General features: G+C 70.8%; 14 protein-coding genes and 1 riboswitch. Of the genes, 10 read left to right on the top strand and 4 right to left on the bottom strand.

From position 1 onward, the window contains the following. Positions 1 to 107 precede the first annotated feature (107 nt). The 3 genes from NKJ47_RS00465 to NKJ47_RS00455 form a co-directional block, all read right to left on the bottom strand. Positions 108 to 647 carry a gluconokinase gene (locus NKJ47_RS00465; RefSeq protein ID WP_429002468.1) on the bottom strand — a complete coding sequence of 180 codons (540 nt, stop codon included), beginning with the start codon at positions 645 to 647 and terminating at the stop codon, positions 108 to 110. Positions 648 to 1,102: 455 nt separating this feature from the next. Further along, positions 1,103 to 3,529, bottom strand: a complete 2,427-nt coding sequence (locus tag NKJ47_RS00460; RefSeq protein ID WP_254459636.1) for an AAA family ATPase — start codon at positions 3,527 to 3,529, stop codon at positions 1,103 to 1,105. Positions 3,530 to 3,792: 263 nt separating this feature from the next. Then, complete coding sequence (locus tag NKJ47_RS00455; protein ID WP_254458495.1) at positions 3,793 to 4,716, bottom strand: IS110 family transposase; 924 nt, start codon at positions 4,714 to 4,716, stop codon at positions 3,793 to 3,795. Between the two features lie 650 nt (positions 4,717 to 5,366). Here NKJ47_RS00455 and NKJ47_RS00450 point away from each other — a divergent pair. From NKJ47_RS00450 to NKJ47_RS00435, 4 genes are all read left to right on the top strand, one after another. Next, positions 5,367 to 8,798: a hybrid sensor histidine kinase/response regulator gene (locus NKJ47_RS00450; RefSeq protein WP_254459635.1), complete on the top strand. Its 3,432-nt coding sequence runs from the start codon at positions 5,367 to 5,369 to the stop codon at positions 8,796 to 8,798. A gap of 121 nt (positions 8,799 to 8,919) precedes the next feature. Further along, positions 8,920 to 10,776 carry a tetratricopeptide repeat-containing sulfotransferase family protein gene (locus tag NKJ47_RS20685; protein ID WP_302329800.1) on the top strand — a complete coding sequence of 619 codons (1,857 nt, stop codon included), beginning with the start codon at positions 8,920 to 8,922 and terminating at the stop codon, positions 10,774 to 10,776. A 324-nt stretch (positions 10,777 to 11,100) separates the two neighbouring features. Continuing rightward, positions 11,101 to 13,812, top strand: coding sequence for a TonB-dependent receptor (locus NKJ47_RS00440; RefSeq protein ID WP_254459634.1), 2,712 nt, complete (start codon positions 11,101 to 11,103; stop codon positions 13,810 to 13,812). A 100-nt stretch (positions 13,813 to 13,912) separates the two neighbouring features. After that, complete coding sequence (locus tag NKJ47_RS00435) at positions 13,913 to 14,500, top strand: 2OG-Fe(II) oxygenase family protein (RefSeq protein WP_254461292.1); 588 nt, start codon at positions 13,913 to 13,915, stop codon at positions 14,498 to 14,500. Positions 14,501 to 14,600: 100 nt separating this feature from the next. Here the strand turns inward: NKJ47_RS00435 and mntP are convergent, their stop codons facing one another. Continuing rightward, positions 14,601 to 15,176, bottom strand: a complete 576-nt coding sequence (gene mntP, locus NKJ47_RS00430) for a manganese efflux pump MntP (RefSeq protein ID WP_254459633.1) — start codon at positions 15,174 to 15,176, stop codon at positions 14,601 to 14,603. A 482-nt stretch (positions 15,177 to 15,658) separates the two neighbouring features. After that, positions 15,659 to 15,858, top strand: a riboswitch (cobalamin riboswitch). Positions 15,859 to 15,996: 138 nt separating this feature from the next. Between mntP and NKJ47_RS00425 the strand changes: the two genes are divergently transcribed. From NKJ47_RS00425 to NKJ47_RS00400, 6 genes are read left to right on the top strand one after another with little or no spacing between them, the layout of a single operon-like run. Then, the gene (locus tag NKJ47_RS00425; protein ID WP_254461495.1) at positions 15,997 to 17,511 is read left to right on the top strand and encodes a CoA-acylating methylmalonate-semialdehyde dehydrogenase; all 1,515 of its coding nucleotides are present in this window, start codon (positions 15,997 to 15,999) and stop codon (positions 17,509 to 17,511) included. Between the two features lie 11 nt (positions 17,512 to 17,522). Next, a complete protein-coding gene (locus NKJ47_RS00420; protein ID WP_254461494.1) occupies positions 17,523 to 18,701 on the top strand; it encodes an acyl-CoA dehydrogenase family protein in 1,179 nt (392 codons plus the stop codon). Next, entirely contained in the window at positions 18,698 to 19,507 is an 810-nt protein-coding gene (locus NKJ47_RS00415) for an enoyl-CoA hydratase (RefSeq protein ID WP_254459632.1), read from the top strand. The genes NKJ47_RS00420 and NKJ47_RS00415 overlap by 4 nt, the downstream gene beginning before the upstream one ends. Beyond that, a complete protein-coding gene (locus NKJ47_RS00410; RefSeq protein ID WP_254459631.1) occupies positions 19,492 to 20,682 on the top strand; it encodes an enoyl-CoA hydratase/isomerase family protein in 1,191 nt (396 codons plus the stop codon). Before NKJ47_RS00415 ends, NKJ47_RS00410 begins: the two co-directional genes overlap by 16 nt. After that, complete coding sequence (mmsB, locus tag NKJ47_RS00405) at positions 20,679 to 21,569, top strand: 3-hydroxyisobutyrate dehydrogenase (RefSeq protein WP_254459630.1); 891 nt, start codon at positions 20,679 to 20,681, stop codon at positions 21,567 to 21,569. Before NKJ47_RS00410 ends, mmsB begins: the two co-directional genes overlap by 4 nt. Further along, positions 21,566 to 22,234, top strand: coding sequence for an epoxyqueuosine reductase QueH (locus NKJ47_RS00400; protein ID WP_254459629.1), 669 nt, complete (start codon positions 21,566 to 21,568; stop codon positions 22,232 to 22,234). The genes mmsB and NKJ47_RS00400 overlap by 4 nt, the downstream gene beginning before the upstream one ends. Positions 22,235 to 22,337 lie beyond the last annotated feature (103 nt).

Here is a 22,337-nt window from a genome sequence, read left to right as displayed (position 1 = left end):
TCGGCAGCAGTACGCGTTGCGACGCGTGCCGCTGCCTCGGAGGCGACACGCAGCGGATGGCGGCAAGGCCACGATCGGCCGGCGGCGAGCGACGGGCGGGGTGCGCCCTAGGCGATGGCGGCATCCAGTTGCGCGATGGCGTTGGCCACGACCGTGGCGAACGGTGCGTCCACGTCTACCGAGATCACGTCCGCTTCGTCCAGCGGCAGTTCCAGCGTGTCGAGCTGGCTCTGCAGCAGCGTCGGCGGCATGAAGTGGCCGTGGCGTGCGGCCAGGCGCTCGGCGATCACGTGCGCGGCCGCGTGCAGGAATACGAAGCGCATCGGTACGCCGGTGTCGCGCAACTGTTGCCGGTGCGCCTTGCGCAGCCCGGAGAAGGCCAGCACCACGCTCTGCCCGGCATCCACCGATGCACGCAGGCGTTGCGCCAGGGCCGCCACCCAGGGCGCGCGCTGCGCGTCGCTGAGCGGGATGCCGTGCGCCATCTGTGCCTTGGCGGCGGCGCTGTGGAAATCGTCGGCGTCCAGGAAGGTGATGCCGTAGTGCGCCGCAAGCGCCTGGGCGACGCTGGTCTTGCCGCTGCCGGAGACGCCCATCACGATGATGGCGTCGGCGCGCGGCGGCGGGGAAGAGGCGAGGTGAGTCACGTGGTGCGGTTCCGGTGTGGTCTTGCGGATGATGCCCGGGTGGGCGTTGCTCGGACGTGCAGTGCGGCTGCAACAAGGTAATGCGATTTTTCGCTCAGCGGCATCCTCTGCTTGCAGGCGGATGTGGTGCTTCGTGGAAAGCCGGTTCTGTCTGGGATCATCGCGTCGGGGCTGAAGCCCCTCCCACAGGGATGCCAGCCAGGCCCCCGTGGCTGTGCTTACTTCGTCGCGTCAGCCGTTGACGGCTTCTTGGGCGTGGTGTGGACGTACGGCGCATCTGTAACTAGGTCGTGCGCCTCTTTCGCTCACCAGCGCTGGTATCTGCTGGTGGTGTGCGCGCCGTGGAAACCGTGTTCTGCCGTGGAATATCGCGTCGGGGCTGAAGCCCCTCCCACAGGGACTCCATCCAGGGCTGCTGGTTCCGCACACCGCGTCTACATCCTCCGGCCGGGCGTTTACACCGCCGCACTCGCTGTTTCCACCAGGTCGTCCCACCGCAGCCGCGTGCCGGAGGCGTCGTCGCTGTGCTGCAGGGCGCGGCGGACGGCGCGGCGCATGGCGCGGCTGATCCAGTTCTGCAGGTCGCGGCCGGACTGGCCCTCGCTGCGATCGGCGATCCAGGTCGCCGCGGCGTCGGCGTCGAGATCCAGCGGTTTGCCGCGCAGCAGGCGCGCGACGATGGCGGTACGCGCCGCGTGGTCGGGCAGGGCGATGGCGATCTGCCGGTCCAGCCGCGACAGCAGCGCCGGGTCGATCGCGGCGGCGTGGTTGCTGGCGGCCAGCAGGAACACCTGGCCGGCCTGGCTGGCGACGCCGTCCAGTTCCTGCAGCAACTGGCCGACGATCTCGCGGGTGAAGGCGTCGTCGCCGTCGGCACCGCGCGCCGGCGCGACGATGTCCAGTTCGTCGACGAACACGATGCACGGCGCCTGCGCCCGCGCGCGCTCGAACGCGGCCTGCACGCGCTGGCCGGACTGGCCGAGATAGCCGGCCTTGAGGTCGGCGCTGCTCAGGGCGATGAAGGCCAGGCCCGACTGGCTGGCCAGGATCCGCGCGACCTGGGTCTTGCCGGTGCCCGGCGGGCCGACCATCAGGATGCCGCGCGGCACCGGCACGCCCAGCGTGGCCAGGGTCTCGGCGTTGCGCAGTTCCTTGCCCAGGCCGACGAACTCTTCGACCGTGGCCGCCGGCAGCACGATGTCGTCCCAGCCGAGCGTGGCGACGACCGTGGAGCCTTTGCCGCGCAGCGTGCGCAGTTGCGCGAGCAGGGTGGCGTTGTCGAGCGTGCCGTCGACGCACTCGGCGGCGACCCGCGCCACCAGGGTGTGCAGGTCGCGGCCGGACAGACCGCTGCTGTCGGCGATCACCTGTGCGTCCGGCGCCAGTGCGAAACCGGCGCGCCGCAGTTCGGCGCCGAGGATGCGCGCGCGTGCGGCGGCGTCGGGCAGGCCGATGGCGATGCTGGCGGTGAAGCGCGACAGGATCGCGTCGTCCAGCAGCGCCGGGCGGTTGGTCGCGCCGATCACCAGCACCTGCCCGTGCGCGGCGCGGAAGCCGTCCCACTCGGCGAGAAAGGTCTGCACCAGCTCGGCGCCGAAGCTGTCGCTGTCGGTGCCGCCGCGGCGCGCGAACACGCTTTCGCATTCGTCGATGAACAGGATCGCCGGGGCGTGTTCGCGGCAGCGCTGCCAGATCGCCTGCACCTTGGGCCCGGTATGGCCGACGTGCGCGGCCTTCAGGTCGGCCACACCCAGCGCTTCGACATGGCAGCCGGCATGGCGCGCCAGCTTGCGCGCGATCAGGGTCTTGCCGGTGCCCGGCGGCCCGTGCAGGAGCATGCCTTTCGGCGCCGGGGCGCGTCCTGACACGAACAGGTCCATCAGTTTCAGGATCTGGTCGAGCGTGGCGTCGGGCAGGGCGATGTCGGCCCAGTGCCGCTGCACCGCCTCCAGGCTCTGCAGCCGCTGCTGCAGCGCGCGTTGCTGGCCGCATGCCATGTTCCAGGCCTGCACGTGATCGTGCAGCGCGGCGATCGGGGCCGCATCGTCCACCGCCTCCTGGGCGAGCGCGAGCGCCACGGCGTGCAACGCGGGCGCGGCGGTTTCCGTCAGGTCATGGTCGATGACGAGGAAGGCCGCGGCGTGGTCGGGATCCGGCAGCACGATCAGCGCCTGCAGGCGCGGTTCCTGTGCGCCGTCGTGCAGGGCCAGCAGGCGCGCACCGGACAGATCGCCATGCGTGGCCGCTACCGTCCAACGGCCGTGCAGGGCGCGCTGCGGCCACGGCGCGCGGGTCACCGGATACGTCGATCCCGGATCGTGCTGCGCGGCGTCGGCCACCTGCGCCAGCGCCAGCGGCGTGCGCGCGAACGCCTGCAGCGCGCGCCGTTCGGCATGGCTGTGGTGCCAGGCCAGCAACTGCGCGCCGGCGACGACCAGCAGGCCGTACACCAGCAGCGACGGCAGCAGGCTCTGCAGGATCAGGCCGCCATCGCCATGCAGGCCGAGCTGGCGCCACCAGTCCAGGAAGCCGCGCGTCTCGCCCAGCCAGTGCGCGCTCGTCCACGGTAGGACCAACACCAGGAGACCGATCAAGGCCGCGCGCCAGCGCCAGTCCGGCAGCAATGGCCGCAGCAGCAGTGCCGGCCCCCAGGCGCGGCGGCGTTCGCGCCGTACCGCCGCCCGCGCGGCCAGCCTCGCCTGCGCGACGAAGCGGCGCCGGATCGCGGCCACCGCCTGTTCCACCGCCGGCAGGCGCCGTTCCACCTCCGCATCGGCCTGCGCCTGCCGCGCCTGCGCCTGCTGCAATTGCGCGTGCAGGCGCTGCGTCCGCTGTTGCAGCGACGGCGGGGGCGTCGGCACGGCGGCCGGGATGCCGGACATCAGCAGGGGCGGGCGCAGGTGGTCACCGCGCGCATCTTAGCCCGAGCGCCGGCGGGGCGGCCGTGGCGGGAGCGATGTGCGCGGTGCGCTGGCATGGCCTGGATGAAGGCCACGGGGCCGATAGGTGCAGCGGGGAAGACCATCGGGGCGGCTGTCCGCTTGAAGCGGGCGCTGCGGTGGCAGGGTGAGGGGCTGGATGGCGAATCTCGGCCCGGAGGCACCACCGCGTCGTCCGACGAGAAGTGTCCTGTAGGAGTCAACTGTCATGCCCCAGCGATAACCGGAGGGGCGTACGGTGCCTGATCGCGCGCGATGGCATTGAGCCAGCGCAGGAACTTGTGCATGCAGGCGACGATGGCGACCTTGGCCGGCTTGCCGGCCGCGCGCAAGCGCGCGTAGGTGTTGGCCAAGGGGGATTTGGCGCGGATGCTGGCCCAGGTGGCCATGTACAGCACGCCTCGCACGTCGGCACGGCCGCCTTTGATGCGACGTTGGCCTTTCCAGCAGCCGCTGTCGTGATTGAACGGGGCCAGCCCGACCAGGGCGGCGAGCTTGCGTGGCGGCAGCGTGCCCAGCTCTGGCAACCGCGCGGCCAGGACCGCGCGCAGGATCGTGCCGAGCCCAGGCACCTTGGGCAAGCTCGAGCAGGTCTTGCCCTGCTGCTCGATCTCCTGCGTCAATGTCTGGATCTGCTGGTTCAGCAGGGCGACCACCTCTCGGCAGCGGCGTTGCACCTTGGCGCTGGTGATGTGCTCCAGGCGCCGCCGATGGGCATCGCGCTGGCCCACCAGGGTGGCGCGTAGGTCCAGCAGTTCGCGCAGGGACTGAAGATGCTCGGGCACCACGGTCGTGGGCGTGGCCGGGATGTGCTGGGCGGCGATGGCCAGCAGGCGCGCGTCCAGGGCGTCGGTCTTGGCCTGCAGGCCCAAGGCTTGGGCTAGCTTGCGCGGACGATCGGCGGCCATCCGCACTGCCGGCAGGTCCGCCTCTCGGAGTACCTGCAGCACGGCATGTTCGTAGCCGCCACTGGCTTCCAGCACGATCCGCTCGCAGCCCAGCGCCGCCAGGCGTTGGGCCAGCGCACGCTGCCCCTGTGGCGTATTGGGTTGGGTCCAGGCCTGCTCGTCCGGCAGGACATGAATGACCAGTTCGGCCTTGGATACATCGATCCCGACATAGCGCCGCATAGACGTTCTCCGCAGTAGACTCAGGAACGAGAGCACTCCTGCCGATGCCCATGCTTGTGGAGTTCGAGCTCGCGACTCGGGCAACTGTTCGGGCTGATGAGGCAGGAGATACGGGGTGCGGCGGCGCTGACTCCTACTCGTGCTTGCTGGCACTGCGGCTAAACGGCCTGCCGCACTCCGCTCTCACCTATAACGATAGACCCTCATTTGACACAAGCGGCTTCAGCCGCGACGGGCTTTACCGAGCATGCTTGGCACGCGGCAAGAATAAAGAGGCTGGCCCTGGCCGCGGTCATGCGCACGCTGCCGACCGTCGCCTGGGCCATGGTGCGCAACCCTGCTCCCTGCGACGGCTCCCAGCTCTTTGCCTTGCCAGAGCGTTGACGGGGAACAGAGTGCCTACAGCGCAAGCGGCACCCGGCTTGATCGTGGCGAGACCAGGCGATTGGACGTTCCCTCACGCCGCTCCCACAAGCGGAGATCGCCTCGGTTGTGGGAGGGGCTTCAGCCCCGACGCGAGGCAGCGATGCCGCTGCAGGAACCTCGCGGATGCAGTGGGCGATGGTCGGACGCGGTGGTCCTCGCGCCCCCGACTACGCCGACACGCCGGCCAGCCTCTAGACTGCACGCATCGTCGTGGGGGCTCGCCTTTGGTTTCCAGTTGGATCCTGCTGCTGGTGTCGGTCGGCTATGCGGCGCTGCTGTTCGCGGTGGCGTGGTGGGGCGATCGCCGTCCGCTGTACCCGGAACGGCCGTGGCTGCGGCCGGCGGTGTACAGCCTGGCGCTGGCCGTGTACTGCTCGTCGTGGACGTTCTACGGCGCGGTCGGCAGTGCGGTGCGCAACGGCGCCGGCTATCTGCCGATCTACCTGGGCCCGCTGCTGATGCTGCTGTTCGGCTGGCGCATCGTCGAGCGCCTGGCGCTGATCGCGCGCAGCGAGAACACGGTGTCCATCGCCGACTTCATCTCCTCGCGCTATGGCCGCTCGCGGCGCCTGGCCGCGCTGGTGGCGGTGATCGCCCTGGTCGGCGTGGTGCCGTACCTGGCGCTGCAGTACAAGGCGGTGGCGATGAGCCTGCAGGTGCTCAGCGGCCAGTCCAGCGCCGGGGCGCCGTTCTATGCCGATCCGGCGCTGTACGTGGCGTTGGGGATGGCGCTGTTCGCCACGCTGTTCGGCACCCGCCAGGTCGATGCCACCGAGCACCACCACGGCATGATGCTGGCGATCGCGCTGGAGTCGGTAGTCAAGTTGCTGGCGATGGTGGCGGTGGGCGTGTTCGCCTACGTGTGGCTGTCCGCGCGCGACGGCGGCCAGGTGCTGGCGTCGACGCGCACGCTGTTCCAGAACACCCCGCCGGTGGGCTTCATCTCGCAGACCCTGCTCAGCTTCCTGGCCCTGGTGTGCCTGCCGCGGCAGTTCCACGTGGCGGTGGTGGAGTGCAGCGACGTCGGCGACATCCGCAAGGCGCGCTGGCTGTTCGGCCTGTACCTGGTGCTGATTTCGGCGATGGTGGTGCCGATCGCCGCGGCCGGCATCGCCCTGTTCGGCGGCGGCAACGTGGCCGACGACAGCATCGTGCTGGCGCTGCCGCTGGCCGAAAGCCGCAGCGCGCTGGCGCTGGTCGCCTACGTCGGCGGCTTCTCCGCGGCCACCGGCATGGTCATCGTCTCCAGCATCGCGCTGGCGACGATGATCAGCAACGACCTGGTGATGCCGGTGCTGCTGCGCCGCCGCGGGCACCAGGCCGCCGATGCCGACGTGGCCTCGAAGGTGCTGTGGATCCGTCGCCTGGCGATCCTGCTGCTGGCGCTGATCGCCTACGGCTACTACCGCAGCAGCAGCAACGACACCACGCTGGCGTCCTACGGCCTGATGGCCTTCGCCGCGGTGGCGCAGTTCGCGCCGGGGGTGATCGGCGGGCTGTACTGGCGCGGTGCCAGCCGCAAGGGCGTGGAGACCGGCATGGTGTTGGGCTTCGCCACCTGGATCTACACGCTGCTGCTGCCGGCGCTCACCCAGGCCGGCTGGCTGGCGCCGGCCTGGCTGCTGGACGGGCCGTTCGGCATCTCCTGGTTGCGCCCGCAGCAGCTGTTCGGCATGAGCGGTTGGGACCCGCTGGCGCACGGCACGTTCTGGTCGCTGCTGGTCAACGTCGGCACGATGATGCTGGTGTCGGCGCGCTGGCGCCCGGGCCTGGACGAGCGCCTGCGCGCGGCGCCGTTCCTGGAACCGTATTCGCAGCGTCCGGCGGTGGCCGGCGACTGGCTGGGGCAGGTGCGCGTGATCGACCTGCAGGCGCTGGCCGAGCGCATGGTCGGCGAACGCCACGCCCGCCGCGCCTTCGCCGAACAGGCGCAACTGCTCGGCCGCGAGCCGCAGCCCACCGCGGTCGCCGACCGCGCCTGGGTGCAGTTCACCGAGCGCCTGCTCGCCGCTTCGATCGGCGCGGCCTCCGCACGCCTGGTGCTGACCAGCCTGCTGCGCGGCTCGGGCATGGACCTGGGCGAAGTGGTGGCGGTGCTCGACGAGGCCGGGCAGGAGCTGCGCTTCAACCGCGAGATCCTGTCCACCACGCTGGAGAACATCAGCGCCGGAGTCAGCGTGGTCGATCCGGCGATGCGCCTGACCGCGTGGAACCGCCGCTACCAGCAGATGTTCGGCTATCCCGACGGCATGCTTTACGTCGGCCGCCCGGTCGCCGACCTGATCCGCTACAACGCCGAGCGCGGCGAGCTGGGCGGCGGCCAGGTGGAGGACCAGATCGCCCGCCGCATCGCGCACATGCGTGCCGGCACCCCGCACGTGTTCGAACGCACCCGCAGCGACGGCAAGGTGATCGAGATGCGCGGCCAGCCGCTGCCCGGCGGCGGCTATGTCACCAGCTACAACGACATCACCGACTACAAGCGCGCCGAGCAGGCCTTGCTCGAAGCCAACGAGACCCTGGAACAGCGCGTGGCCGACCGCTCGCGCGAGGCTGAGCTGGCACAGCAGTCCAAGACCCGCTTCCTGGCCGCGATCAGCCACGACGTGCTGCAGCCGCTCAACGCCGCGCGGCTGTTCGCCTCGGCCTTGCGCGATGCGCACCAGAACGAGGAGCAGCGGCATCTGGCCGAGCGTGTGGATGCTTCGCTGCGCGCGGCCGAGGAACTGCTCGACGGCCTGCTCGACGTGTCGCGGCTGGACGCCGGCGGCCTGCGCCCGACCATCGAGGATGTGGATGCCGGCCTGTTGCTGCGCGAACTGGCCGCGCAGTACAGCCCGATCGCCGCCGGCCGCGGTCTGCGCCTGCACGTGTATGCGCGGCCGTTGTGGGTGCGCAGCGATCGCCGGCTGCTGCGCCGGGTGCTGCAGAACTTCCTCGCCAACGCGCTGCGCTATACCCGCCAGGGCCGCATCGTGCTGGGCATGCGCCGCCGCGGCGCGGCGCTGGAACTGCAGGTCTGGGACACCGGCCCGGGCATCCCGCCGCACCACATGCAGCAGATCTTCGACGAGTTCCAGCGCTACCAGCAGCCGTTCGACTGGGGCGAGCAGGGGCTGGGCCTGGGCCTGTCGATCTGCCAGCGCATCTCGCGCCTGCTCGGCCACGACCTGGACGCGCGCAGCCGCGTCGGCCACGGCAGCATGTTCTCCATCACCCTGCCGCGGGCGGCGCCGCCGCCGCAGGCGCAGCAACGCCCGCCGCGTGGGGCGGCGGCGGCCGATTCGCTGGCCGGGCTGCGCGTGCTGTGCGTGGACAACGACCAGGAAATCCTCGACGGCATGCGTGCGCTGCTCGGCCGCTGGCAGGTGGAGGTGATCTGCGCCAGCACCGTCGACGCGGCGCTGGCGCAGGCCGCGTGCGCGCCGCACGTGATGCTGGTCGATTACCACCTGCACGACCGGCTCGACGGCCTGGAGACCCTGGACGCGCTGCGCGAGGCCATGCCCGGGCCGGTGGCTGGCGCGCTGCTCACCGCCGACGGCCGCGACGAACTGAAGCTGCAGGCCCGCGAGCGCGGCTACCGGCTGCTGACCAAGCCGGTCAAGCCGGCCTCGCTGCGCGCCTTCCTCACCGCCTACCACGATCCGATCTAGGACCATCGCGCGTTTGTGTAACGGCAATGTATGCGCTGTATGGCAACCGACGGCGCGGCCGGCGTGGCGGCGGGCGCGGCAGGGCGGCTAAGGTGACGGACCGCCCACGACCCGCCTGCGCATGACCTCCCTGGACGACACCGCGATCCCCCCGCTCCCGGACCTGCTGGCGGCGCTGGAGGCCGGCCAGGCGCAGACCCTGGAACGCGGCGCCCGCGCCTACCTGCGGCAGCGTCCCGACGACGTCCTGGCCAGCAGCCTGCTGGCGATGAGCCTGCAGATGCAGGGCCAGCCGGCGCCGGCGGCCGCCCTGTACCGCACGCTGGCCGAGCGCGAGCCGCACGAGGTGGCGCACTGGAACAACCTGGGCACCGCCTTGCGCGAGGCCGGCGAACCCGACGCGGCGGGCGCGGCCTATCTGCGTGCCCGCGCGCTGGCGCCGGACGATCCGTTGCCGCACCACAACCTGGGCCTGCTGGCGATGGACGCCGGCGACTACGCCGCCGCCCGCGAACACCTGCTCGATGCGCACGCGCTGGCGCCGCACGCGCCGCCGCTGTGCGTGCACGCGGCGATGGCCTGCCACGAATGCGGCGACTTCCAGCGCGTGCAGGCGCTGATCGCCGACTGGCGGCAGTGGCCGCCACTGGATCCGGACACCACCGTGGAGCTGGCCTGGCTGTTGTCGCAGGGCGGCGAGACCGACGCCGCCTGCGAGCTGCTGCGCGCCTGCGCCCAGGGGCCGATGGCGCAGCCGGCGCGGGCCTGGTCGCGGCTGGTGCTGGTGCTCGAACGCGCCAACCGCCTGCCGCAGGCGCGCGAAGCCGCCGCGCAGCTGCCGCCGCCGGAACGGATCGACGACCCGGACGTGCGCCAGGACGCCTGCAATGCGCTGGCGGTGCTGGCCATGCGCGAGGGTCAGTGGCAGCAGGCGCATGCGCTGTTGCGCGGGCTGCTGGCCGCCGGCAGCGCGGTCGACCGGCGCAAGCAGAGCAACCTGTTCTTCGCCCTGGCGCGGGTCTGCGACCGCCTGGGCCTCTATGACGAAGCGCTGGACGCCTGCGCGCAGGGCCATGCCGGCCAGGTCGAGAGCCTGGCCGCGCTGGTGCCGGAGCTGGCGGCGGCGGACGCGCCGCCGTTGCCGGTCGCGCAGGTCCGCTGGGATCCGGCGCGCCACGCCGCGGTGCGGCCGGTGGCCGCACCGGCCATGGCCGACTCGCCGGTCTTCGTGGTCGGCTTCCCGCGCTCGGGCACCACCCTGCTGGAACAGATGCTCGACGCCCACCCGCAGTTGGTGGCGATGGACGAGCGGCCGTTCCTGCAAGGGCTGGCCGACCGCCTCGAGGCGCGCGGCGTGGCCTGGCCGGACGGGTTGGGCGAGCTCGACGATGGCGCCTGCGCCGCGTTGCGCGCCGAGTACTGGCAGGCGGTGCGCGGGGTGGTGCAACTGCAGCCGGGCCAACGTCTGGTCGACAAGAACCCGCTGAACCTGCTGCGCCTGCCGCTGATCCGGCGCCTGTTCCCCGAGGCGCCGGTGATCCTGGCGCTGCGCCATCCCTGCGACGTGCTGCTGAGTTGCTACATGCAGGCGTTCCGCTCGCCGGCCTTCGCCCTGCTGTGTTCCAGCCTGCCGCGGCTGGCGCGCGGCTATGCCGATGCCATGGACTTCTGGCGCTACCACGCCGCCTTGCTGCAGCCGCGCACGCTGGAGCTGCGCTACGAGGACCTGGTGGCCGACCCGCAGGCGCAGGTGGCGCGCCTGGGGCAGTTCCTGCAACTGGCGCAGCCGGAGCGGCTGCTGGAGTTCCAGCGGCATGCGCGGGACAAGGGCTTCATCAGCACGCCCAGCTACGCCCAGGTGGTGGAGGGCATCAACCGCAACGCCCTGGACCGCTGGCACGCCTACCGCGACGCCTTCGCGCCGGTGCTGCCGGTGCTGCAACCGTTCCTGCAGCACTGGGACTACCGCGGCGGCTGAGCGCTGCGTGTTGTCTGAACCGTTCCCGTCTGCGGGTTGAACGGCAAAACGCCGCACGCGCTGTACCGCGGTTGAAGCGGCGTTTTTGTCAGGGGCTGGCGCACGCTGGCACACCGAAACAACACCCTTCTTATAAAAAACTAACAAGTGCCTGACGGTCCCGTAATGGACCGCTGGCCCGAGGCATCCATTTCGCCCGCCGCGCCTTCGAGGTGCCCGGGATGGTTCGCGCCTGCGTGCAACGCCGGCGCTTGTCGCACATCACATGAGGTCTTCCCGATGTCCGTAGCAAAGAACAGACTCGCTCACGCCGTTTGCCTGGCCATGGCCGCGCTTCCCGCCACGCTCTACGCGCAGAGCGCCGCGCCGGCGGCGGCCGCGTCCGGCGATGCGCCGGTGACCCTGGACAAGCTCACCGTCACCGGTTCGCTGGTGCGTCGCGTGGACGTGGAGACCGCCAGCCCGGTCGCCGTGGTCGATCGCCAGCAGATCCAGCAGAGCGGCAAGCAGACCCTGGGCGACCTGTTGCAGGCGCTGCCCGGCATCGCCGGCGCCGCGACCAACCCGCAGGTCAACAACGGCGGCGGCGACGGCGCCTCGACCATTTCGCTGCGCGGCCTCGGCGACGAGCGCACGCTGATCCTGATCGACGGCCACCGCATCCAGAACAACGACGTCAACTCGATCCCGGCCAACATGATCGACCACGTCGAAGTGCTGAAGGTCGGCGCCTCGGCGATGTACGGCTCCGACGCCATCGGCGGCGTGGTCAACTTCATCCTGCGCAAGAACTTCGAGGGCGGCGAAGTCTCGGCCAACTACGGCCAGACCAGCCGCGGCGACGGCGCGCGCCAGGGCGGCAGCTTCACCTTCGGCAAGACCTGGGACCGCGGCAACGTCGTGGTCGGCCTGGACTACAACAAGCAGAATGACGTTTCCAGCGCCAACCGCGCGTTCTCCAAGTACGCGATGTACCTGTCCAGCGGCAGCGTCTACAAGGGCGGTTCCAGCCGCACGCCGACCGGCTACTACAAGCTGCCGGCGGCGACCCTGGCGGCCAACGGCTGCAGCGCCAACGGCGCGCTGACCGGCAACGGCAGCGGCGGCTACAAGTGCTACAGCTCCTCGGCCGACGCCTACAACTACCAGGCGCAGAACCTGCTGCTGACCCCGCAGCAGCGCGTCGGCGGCTTCGTGCTCGGCAGCTTCAACATCACCGACTCGACGCAGGCGTACGTCAACGCCTACCACAACCACACCATGTCCAACTTCGCGATCGCGCCGCTGCCGTTCGATGCGCAGAACGACGGCATCACCATCGCCGCGAACAACCCGTACAACCCGTTCGGCGTGGAGTTCGGCCCCAACGGCTACGAGTTCCGTTCGCGCTTCACCACCCTGGGCCAGCGCGAAGGCTTCTACGACACCGCCACCGACCAGGACGTGATCGGCCTGAAGGGCGGCATCGGCGACAGCAGCTGGGTGTGGGACGCCAACTTCAACTACGGCCACTACCGCCAGCGCAACTGGAGCCACGGCTACGTCGACTACGCCGCGCTGCAGAACGCGATCAACAGCGGGCAGGTCAACATCTTCGACCAGGGCAACGCCAATACCGTCGCCTGGCTCAAGAGCAACGAGTCGATTCCGCGCCAGGAAACCACCACCATCATGCGGCAGTGGGAAGCCAGCGCCAACGGCAGCCTGTGGGAGATGCCGGCCGGCGCCGCGCAGCTGGCGGTGGGCGCGCTGTACCGCAAGGAGAGCCTGGACTCCACGGTGTCGGCCAACGCGCTGATCAACAGCGACAACACCTGCGCCATCTCCTCCGAAGCCTGCGCCTCGCCGCTGAGCGGCAGCTTCAACGTCAAGGAAGCCTACGCGCAGCTGTTCATGCCGGTGCTGGAGCAGTCCTCGCCGATCGGCGCGCTCAACCTGACCCTGAGCGACCGCTATTCCGACTACAGCAGCGTGCGCTCGGGCAACAACAGCGCCTCGTTCCAGGTGGAGTGGCGGCCGATCCACGACCTGATGGTGCGCGGCACCGCGGCGCAGGTGTTCCGTGCGCCGACCATCACCGACATCTACCAGGGCCCGACCGCCGACTCGCCGAACTTCGTCGACCCGTGCATCGGCTACAGCGGTAGCGGCAACGCCAATGCCTGCGCCGGCGTGCCCGCCGGCTGGACCGGCTCGGGCCTGTCGCAGACCAATGCGATCAAGTCCGGCGCGACCTACGTCGGCTACCAGCTCAAGCCGGAGAAGGGCACCTCGTTCGACTACGGCCTGGTCTACAGCCCCGACTACGTGCCGGGCCTGTCGCTCAACCTCGACTGGTGGAAGGTCAAGCTCAACGACCTGATCCAGCCGATCTCCGCGCAGACCGTGGCCGACCTCTGCTACAACGACAACAACAGCCCGTACTGCAGCTACATCCACCGCTACCCGGCCGGTACCGTCAGCGCCGGCAACATCGACTACATCCAGACGCCGGTGGTCAACATCGGCAAGCTCAACACCCAGGGCATCGACCTGGGCGCCAGCTACGCGCTGCCCGACACCGACTACGGCAAGTTCACCCTGGCCGTGGACAGCACCTACCTGCACCGCTACGACATCGACACCGGGGACACGGTGGTGCACATGGCCGGGCGCTACAACTCGTCCTACGGCAACTACGCGCACTGGCGCGCGCATGCGCTGTTCGGCTGGAAGCTGGGCAACTGGGATGCGAGCTGGACCACGCGCTATGTCGGCAAGATGCAGGTCGGCACTGGCGACCTGAGCCAGAACATGTCCGCCGATGCGGCGTTCAAGGGCGTGGTGCTGAACTACGGCAGCTACATGTACCACTCGCTGCAGGTGGGCTACGACATGGCCGGGGCCAACCTGCGCCTGGATCTGGGCGTGGACAACCTGACCAACAAGCAGCCGCCGATGATGTACCAGAACAACGTGTTGAACGCGAACACCGACGTGAGCACCTACGACACGCTCGGCCGCTACTACTGGATGCGGGCCACCTACCGCTTCTGAGTGGAACCGGCGCCGCCTGCCTGTGCGGGCGGCGCCGGAGCGGATGACAACGGCGCGTCCATTCCGGGCGCGCCGTTCTGCTGCAGGGGGCAGCGTGCCGATGCGCCTGAACCACACCGACCTGCGTCACTACGTCCGCGTCTACGACGCGGCGCTGGATCCGGGCTTCTGCGCGCAACTGATCGCGCAGTTCGAACAGACCGCCGCCCAGCACAGCCGCAATGGCGCCGGCCAGCGCGCCGGGCTGGACGACAGCGCCTGGACCGAACTCAACGTCACCCGCCTCGCCGATCCGGCGTTCCAGGGCTTCTTCATCGAACAGGTGCGTGCGGCGCTGGCCCGCTACAACGCCGATCTCGGCCTGAGCGCCGAGGTGCCATGGCGCCCGCGCCTGGCCGACCTGCGGATCAAGCGCTACCGCGCCGATGCCGGCGAACGCTTCCAGCCGCACTTCGACGCCTGCGATGCGGAGACCGGCCGCTACCTGGTGTTCCTGTGGTATCTCAACGACGTGGCCGAGGGCGGGCACACCCGCTTCCTCGACCTGGACCTGGAGATCGCCCCGCGCGCCGGGCGCCTGCTGGTGTTCCCGCCGTACTGGATGTTCCTGCACGCGGGCCTGCCGCCGCGAAGCGGCGACAAGTACATCCTGTCCACCTACCTGGAATTCACTGCCAAGCCGGCCTGACCCAGGGCGCGGTCATGGCGGGATGGGCGCGCACCGTTGCCGCACATCCCCAATTCCGAATCGCGAATCCCCAATCTGGGCCGAGCGAACGCCACCGCGCTCATCCCGCGCCATGCAGATGCTCGAACAGGATGGTGCAGCCGATCGCGATCAGCAGCGCGCCGCCGACGATCTCCGCGCGCTTGCCGGCCAGGGCGCCGAGCGCGCGGCCGAGCATGATGCCCAGGGTGACCATGGTCAGCGTGCACAGGCCGATGACCGCCGCGACCTCGACGATGTTCACGTCGAGGAAGGCCAGGCCGACGCCCACCGCCATCGCGTCGATGCTGGTGGCGAAGCCGGTGGCGGCCAGGCTCCAGAAGCCGTGGCGCTTGGGCGCGGCCTCCTCGGGCGCATCGCTCTCCGGCTTGAGACCGGCGATGATCATGTGCACGCCCAGCGCGCCGAGCAGGCCAAAGGCGATCCAGTGGTCGAAGGCGACCACGTACTTGGACGCGGCCTGGCCCAGCACCCAGCCCAATGCCGGGGTCAGCGCCTCGATGCAGCCGAAGATCAGGCCGGCGCGCAGCGCGTCGGCCCAGCGCGGGCGCTGCATCGCCGCCCCCTTGCCGACCGCGGCGGCGAAGGCGTCGGTCGACATGGCGATGCCGAGCAGCAGAATCGAAAGAAACGACATGGGGAACCTTACCGGGACAGGCGACAACGACGAGTGCGCGCGCCCGGCCTTCGCCTTGCGCACTCGCCGCTGGTCTCGCCAACCGAACTGGCTGCCCGTACCACGGCGCATCGGCCGAGTCTGTTGATACGGGCGCTGTCCGCGCAGGGTGGACAGCAGGCTACTCCCCAAGGGGACGCGCAGTCTAACAGCCGCCAACTGCGGCGAACATACCTAGAACGCACGCGAACCTGCAGCTTCTCTTCTTAGCACCGGCTATAGCGGCGCGTGCCTGTGGGCCTCCGCGTGGGGGCGCTGCGACGGCCCGCCGCGGCGGCGATCGTGCGGCGCGTTCGGTGTCGTCGCTGCAGCCTGGTGTCCGCCGGTCGTGCACGCCGGCCGTCGCAGGCGAACGCCGCGGTGCGCTGTCGGCCACGGCGCGCAGCGTGCCGGCGTCGACACGCGCGCTGCGCTGCAGCGTGTTGCCGTCGCCGCGGCGCGACTACACTGGTCACGCTTCAGGTGCCTGGTCGTCGCAAGACGCGCCGGGTGAAACGGGAAGCCGGTCCGATGCCGGCGCTGCCCCCGCAACGGTAGGCGAGAACACCCGACAACAGACCACTGCGCAAGCGGGAAGGCGTCGGGGTAATGCGATCCCGCATTGCTCGCAAGCCCGGAGACCGGCCTGGCGTGGACGTCCTGCGACGTTCTTTCTCGGGTGTTGCGGTGGGCAACCTGACGAGCCGAACGACGTCGGGGCCCTGCGCCGCGCGTTCGCTTGTCCTGTCCATCGCCGCCCGCCCGGTGGTGATGCGATGAGGAGACAGGACCCGTGAACCAGATGACCCGGACCCGCGCCGAGGTGGCGACCGTCAAGTTGCTGATCGACGGCGCGTTCGTCGAATCCAGCAGCAGCCAATGGCGCGAGGTCGTCGATCCGGCGACCCAGGACGTGCTCGCGCGCGTGCCGTTCGCCACCGCCGCGGAAGTGGACGCCGCCGTGGCCGCCGCGCGGCGTGCGTTCGCCAGCTGGCGCAAGACGCCGATCGGCGCCCGCGCGCGGATCTTCCTGGCCTACCAGCAGCTGATCCGGGCGCACATGGGCGAGCTGGCGGCGATCCTCACCCGCGAGCAGGGCAAGACCCTGGCCGATGCGGAAGGCGACGTGTTCCGCGGCCTGGAAGTGGTGGAACAGGCGGCTGCGATCGGCAACCTGCAACTGGGCGAACTGGCCAACAACGTCGCCAACGGCGTGGATACCTACACGCTGCTGCAGCCGCTGGGCGTGTGCGCCGGCATCACCCCGTTCAACTTCCCGGCGATGATTCCGCTGTGGATGTTCCCGATGGCCATCGCCACCGGCAACACCTTCGTGCTCAAGCCGTCCGAGCAGGATCCGCTGGTGACCATGCGGCTGGTCGAACTGGCGTTGCAGGCGGGCGTGCCCAAGGGCGTGCTGAACGTCGTCCATGGCGGCGCCGAGGTGGTCGATGCGCTGTGCGACCACGCCGACATCAAGGCGCTGTCGTTCGTCGGCTCCACCACGGTCGGCACCCACGTCTACCGGCGCGCGGCGCTGGCCGGCAAACGCGTGCAATGCATGATGGGCGCCAAGAACCATGCGGTGGTGTTGCCGGATGCAGCGCGCGAGCAGACCCTCGATGCGTTGGTGGGCGCGGCCTTCGGCGCCGCCGGCCAGCGCTGCATGGCCGCCTCGACGGTGGTGCTGGTCGGCCAGGCGCGGCAGTGGATTCCGGCGTTGGTGGCCAAGGCGCAGACGCTGAAGGTCAACGCCGGCAGCGAACCCGGCACCGACCTGGGGCCGGTGATCTCGCGCAGTGCGCGCGAGCGCATCGAAGCGCTGATCGACACGGGCATCGCCGAGGGCGCGACGCTGGAACTGGACGGGCGCAATCCGACGGTACCCGGTTTCACGCACGGCAACTTCGTCGGCCCGACGATCTTCTCCGGGGTCGCACCGGGCATGCGTATCTACGACGAAGAGATCTTCGGCCCGGTGCTGGTGATCCTGGAGGCGGCCACGCTGGAGGACGCGATCGCCCTGGTCAACGCCAATCCGAACGGCAACGGCACGGCGCTGTTCACCCAATCCGGCGCCGCCGCACGCAGGTTCCAGGAAGAGATCGACGTCGGCCAGGTCGGCATCAACGTGCCGATCCCGGTGCCGGTGCCGCTGTTCTCGTTCACCGGTTCGCGCGCCTCCAAGCTCGGCGACCTCGGCCCCTACGGCAAGCAGGCGGTGCAGTTCTACACGCAGACCAAGACCGTCACCGCGCGCTGGTTCGACGACGCCGGCACCGGGCAGGGCGTCAACACCACGATCCGCCTGTCATGACGGCCGCGGCGATGCAGTGGTCGCTGGAGCCGCCGGCCGATGCCGGCCTGGACGAGGCGCAGCGCGCCTATCGCGAGGCCGCACGCGGCTTCGCCCAGGCCGAGCTGGCGCCGCACGCGGCGCGCTGGGACGCGGACGGGATCTTCCCGCGCGAGGCGATCGGCAAGGCCGGCGAACTCGGCTTCTGCGGCCTGTACGTGGACGAGGATGCCGGCGGCAGCGGCCTGTCGCGCCTGGATGCGGCGATCGTGTTCGAGGAACTGGCCGCCGTGGACCCGTCCACCGCCGCCTTCATCAGCATCCACAACATGGCCACCTGGATGCTGACCCGTTTTGCCACGCCGGCGGTGCGCAAGGACTGGGGACCGGCACTGGCCAGCGGCAGCAAGCTCGCCTCGTACTGCCTGACCGAACCCGGTGCCGGGTCCGACGCGGCCGCGCTGAAGACCCGCGCGGTGCGCGAGGGCGACGGCTACCGCATCGACGGCAGCAAGGCGTTCATTTCCGGCGCCGGCGCGACCGACCTGCTGGTGGTGATGGCGCGCACCGGCGAGGACGGCGCACGCGGCATCAGCGCCTTCGCGGTGCCGGCCGATGCGGCGGGGATCGCCTACGGGCGCAACGAGGACAAGCTGGGCTGGCACAGCCAACCGACCCGCGCGGTGAGCTTCGACGGCGTGCGCGTGCCGCTGGCGCATCGCCTGGGCGAAGAGGGCGAGGGCTTCCGCATCGCGATGCGCGGCCTCGACGGCGGCCGCCTCAACATCGCCGCGTGCTCGCTGGGCGCGGGGCAGGGCGCACTGGATGCGGCGCGGCGCTATCTGGGCGAGCGCCGCCAGTTCGGCAGGAAGCTCGCCGAGTTCCAGGCGCTGCAGTTCACCTTGGCCGACATGGCCACGCAGCTGGTCGCCGCGCGGCAGATGGTGCACACCGCCGCGCGCAAGCTCGACGCCGGCGCGCGCGATGCGACCGTGTGGTGCGCGATGGCCAAGCGTTTCGCCACCGATGCCGGCTTTTCGATCTGCAACGACGCGCTGCAGCTGCACGGCGGCTACGGCTACATCCGCGAGTATCCGGTCGAACGCCTGCTGCGCGACAGCCGGGTGCACCAGATCCTGGAAGGCACCAACGAAATCATGCGCGTGATCGTCGCGCGTCACCTGCTGAACACCGAGGAGGAATTGCGATGAGCGCCGCCGACACCGCCTACCGCGGCCGGGACTGGACCGGGCTGGGCCTGCAGATCGACGGCCACACCGCCGTGGTCACCCTGTCCAATCCGCCGGCCAACACCTGGACCGTGCACAGCCTGCGCGCGCTGCGCGAACTGGTCGGCGCGCTGGACGCGGATCGCGACATCTATGCGCTGGTCCTCGTCGGTGCCGGCGAGAAGTTCTTCAGCGCCGGTGCCGACCTCAATCAGTTCGCGGACGGCGACAAGGCGCGCGCGCGCGAAGTGGCCCGGCGTTTCGGCGAGGCCTTCGAGGCGCTGAGCGCGTTCCGCGGGGTCAGCATCGCCGCGATCAACGGCTATGCGATGGGCGGCGGGCTCGAAGTGGCGTTGGCCTGCGACCTGCGCATCGCCGAGGCGCAGGCGCAGATGGCCTTGCCCGAGGCGACGGTCGGCCTGCTGCCCTGCGCCGGCGGCACCCAGCACCTGCCGCGGCTGGTCGGCGAAGGCTGGGCCAAGCGCATGATCCTGCTCGGCGAACGCGTCGATGCCGAGACCGCGTTGCGGATCGGCCTGGTCGAAGAGGTGGTGCCGACCGGGCAGGCGCTGGCGCGGGCGCGCGACTGGGCGGCCAAGGCGGCGCGGCAGAGTCCGATCAGCGTGGCCGCGGCCAAGCGCCTGGTGCAGGCGACCCGCACCCAGTCGCATGCGAGCGCGCTGGTCAGCGAGCGCGAGGCGTTCGTGGACCTGTTCGACAGCGCCGACCAGGCCGAGGGCGTCAACGCCTTCCTCGGCAAGCGCGCGCCGGAATGGAGGAACGCGTGAGCGCCGCCGATGACGCTGCCGTGCTGTGCGAGACGCGTGCCGCCGGCGGTGGTGGCCGCATCGGGATCGCCACGCTCAACGCGCCGCGGACCCTCAACGGCCTGTCGCTGGAGATGGCGCGCCTGCTGGATGCGCAACTGACGCAGTGGGCGCAGGACCCGACGCTGGCGCTGGTGGTGCTGCAGGGCGCGGGCGAGAAGGCGTTCTGCGCCGGCGGCGACCTGCATGGCCTGTATCGCGGGATGCGCGCGCGCGCCGCGCACGGCGCGCACGGCGCCGCCGCGCAGGCGGACCCGCGCGGCGATGCGCATGCCGAGGCCTTCTTCGAAACCGAGTACCGTCTCGACTACCGCATCCATACCTTCCCCAAGCCGGTGCTGTGCTGGGGCCACGGCATCGTGATGGGCGGCGGGATCGGGCTGATGGCGGGCGCCAGCCACCGCGTGGTCGGGGAACGGTCCCGGCTCGCCTTTCCCGAGATCAGCATCGGCCTGTTTCCCGATGTCGGCGGCAGTTGGCTGCTGTCGCGGGTGCCGGCGCATGCCGGCCTGTTCCTGGCCTTGACCGGCGCACCGCTCGGCGCCGGCGATGCGATCTACGCCGGCCTGGCCGATGTGCACGTGCCGGAGGCGGCGCGTGCGCAGGTGCTGGCCGCCCTGCAGGCGACGACCTGGCCGACGGCCGCGCAAGACACCGCGCGCGCGCTGGACGCGCTGCTGGCCCGCTTCGCCACGCCGGCGCCGGCCGGCCCGCTGCAACGGCATGCCGCAGCGATCGCCGACGCGTGCGTGCCGCCCACGCTGGAGGCGGTGGCGGCGGCGATCGCCGGCCTCGACGCCGCCGACCCATGGATCGCGACGGCGCAGGCCACGCTGGCCGCCGGCGCGCCGGGCTCGGCGCGGCTGGCCTTCGAGCTGCAGCAGCGCGCCGCCTCGCTGTCGTTGGCCGAGGTGTTCCGCCTGGAGTACACCGCCGCCCTGCACTGCGCCGCGCATGGCGATTTCGCCGAAGGCATTCGCGCGCTGCTGATCGACAAGGACCGCGCGCCACGCTGGCAGCCGGCCACCCTCGACGCCGCGTCCGCGGCCTGGGCGCGCGCTTTCTTCCATGCGCCCTGGCCGGCGCAGGCCCACCCCCTGGCCGATCTCGGCCGTCACACGGAGATCAGCGCATGAGCCGGATCGCGTTCATCGGCCTGGGCAACATGGGCGGCCCGATGGCCGTCAACCTGGTCAGGGCCGGGCACGTGCTGCGCGTGTTCGACCTCAACCCCGCCGCCCTCGCGGCCGCCGCCGCCGCCGGCGCGCATGCCGCCGACAGCGCGGTGGCCGCGGTGGTCGATGCCGAGGTGGTGATCTCGATGCTGCCGGCCAGCCGCCACGTCGAAGACCTGTTCCTCGGCGCGCAGGGGCTGCTCGCGCACATTCCCGCGGGTGCCCTGCTCATCGACAGCAGCACCATCGCCCCGGCATCGGCGCGCACCCTGGCCGCCGCGGCCGAGGCGCGCGGGCTGCAGCCGTTGGATGCGCCGGTGTCCGGCGGCACCGCCGGCGCCGTCGCGGGCACCCTGACCTTCATCGTCGGCGGCGCGGCCGCCACCCTGGAGCGCGCGCGGCCGGTGCTGGAGGCGATGGGCCGCAACATCTTCCACATGGGCGGGGCCGGCGCCGGGCAGGTGGCCAAGCTCTGCAACAACATGGCATTGGGGGTGATCATGGCCGCGACCGGCGAAGCGCTGGCGCTGGGCGCCGCGCATGGCCTGGATCCGGCGGCGCTGTCGCGGATGATGGCGGTCAGCACCGGCCGCAGCTGGGCTACCGAGGTCTGCAACCCATGGCCGGGCGTGCTGGACCAGGCGCCGGCCTCGCGCGGCTACCGCGGCGGCTTCGGCAGCGACCTGATGCTCAAGGACCTGGGCCTGGCCGCGGAGGCGGCGATGGCGACCGGCGCAGCGATCCCGCTCGGCGAACTGGCGCGCAACCTGTACGCGCTGAACCGCCGCCAGGGCCGCGGCGGCCTGGATTTCTCCAGCGTCGTGCAGCTGCTCGCGGAGGCGCCATGAGCACTGTCCGCGAGCGCCTGACCCTGCCCGGCGGCAGCGAAGGCCGCCTGTTGCTGCACTCGTGCTGCGCGCCGTGCTCGGGCGAGCTGATGGAATCGTTCGTCGAGTCCGGCATCGACTACACGGTGTTCTTCTACAACCCCAACATCCATCCGGCCAAGGAATACGAACTGCGCAAGCAGGAGAACATCCGCTTCGCCGAACAGCACGGCGTGCCCTTCGTCGATGCCGACTACGACACCGACAACTGGTTCGCGCGCGCCAAGGGCATGGAGAACGCGCCCGAGCGCGGGATCCGCTGCACCATGTGCTTCGACATGCGCTTCGAGCGCACCGCGCTGTACGCGCATGAGCACGGCTATGCGGTGATGACCAGTTCGCTGGGCATTTCGCGCTGGAAGGACATGCGCCAGATCACCGACAGCGGCATCCGCGCGGCCGCGCCGTACCCGGACCTGACCTACTGGGACTACAACTGGCGCAAGCACGGTGGCGCCGCGCGCATGGTCGAGATCAGCAAGCGCGAGCGCTTCTACCAGCAGGAATACTGCGGTTGCGTGTATTCGCTGCGCGACACCAATCGCCATCGCCGCGCGCAGGGCCGCGAGCGGATCAAGCTCGGCGTGCTGTTCTACGGCGACGACGAGGGCAAGCCGTCGGACTGAGCCTAGGCGGTAGGCCGGACGCCGGCGGGTGATTGCGGATGCGGCGCTGGCCGGCGCTTGCGCGAGGCTGGGCCGGCCGCCGTGGACCGCTGCCGCGGTGCGG

This window comes from Xanthomonas sacchari, from assembly GCF_024266585.1.
In the GTDB taxonomy this organism is placed as follows: domain Bacteria; phylum Pseudomonadota; class Gammaproteobacteria; order Xanthomonadales; family Xanthomonadaceae; genus Xanthomonas_A; species Xanthomonas_A sacchari_C.
Note: the sequence above shows the minus strand (reverse complement) of the source record. Positions and strands in the feature narration are given on the sequence as shown.

Excerpts from the sequence above, each read along its gene's own strand:
- NKJ47_RS00460 (WP_254459636.1), bottom strand. The coding sequence starts at position 3,529 with ATGTCCGGCATCCCGGCCGCCGTGCCGACGCCCCCGCCGTCGCTGCAA.
- NKJ47_RS00455 (WP_254458495.1), bottom strand. The coding sequence starts at position 4,716 with ATGCGGCGCTATGTCGGGATCGATGTATCCAAGGCCGAACTGGTCATT.
- NKJ47_RS20685 (WP_302329800.1), top strand. The coding sequence starts at position 8,920 with ATGACCTCCCTGGACGACACCGCGATCCCCCCGCTCCCGGACCTGCTG.
- NKJ47_RS00440 (WP_254459634.1), top strand. The coding sequence starts at position 11,101 with ATGGCCGCGCTTCCCGCCACGCTCTACGCGCAGAGCGCCGCGCCGGCG.
- NKJ47_RS00435 (WP_254461292.1), top strand. The coding sequence starts at position 13,913 with ATGCGCCTGAACCACACCGACCTGCGTCACTACGTCCGCGTCTACGAC.
- mntP (WP_254459633.1), bottom strand. The coding sequence starts at position 15,176 with ATGTCGTTTCTTTCGATTCTGCTGCTCGGCATCGCCATGTCGACCGAC.
- NKJ47_RS00425 (WP_254461495.1), top strand. The coding sequence starts at position 15,997 with ATGACCCGGACCCGCGCCGAGGTGGCGACCGTCAAGTTGCTGATCGAC.
- NKJ47_RS00420 (WP_254461494.1), top strand. The coding sequence starts at position 17,523 with ATGCAGTGGTCGCTGGAGCCGCCGGCCGATGCCGGCCTGGACGAGGCG.
- NKJ47_RS00415 (WP_254459632.1), top strand. The coding sequence starts at position 18,698 with ATGAGCGCCGCCGACACCGCCTACCGCGGCCGGGACTGGACCGGGCTG.
- NKJ47_RS00410 (WP_254459631.1), top strand. The coding sequence starts at position 19,492 with ATGGAGGAACGCGTGAGCGCCGCCGATGACGCTGCCGTGCTGTGCGAG.
- mmsB (WP_254459630.1), top strand. The coding sequence starts at position 20,679 with ATGAGCCGGATCGCGTTCATCGGCCTGGGCAACATGGGCGGCCCGATG.
- NKJ47_RS00400 (WP_254459629.1), top strand. The coding sequence starts at position 21,566 with ATGAGCACTGTCCGCGAGCGCCTGACCCTGCCCGGCGGCAGCGAAGGC.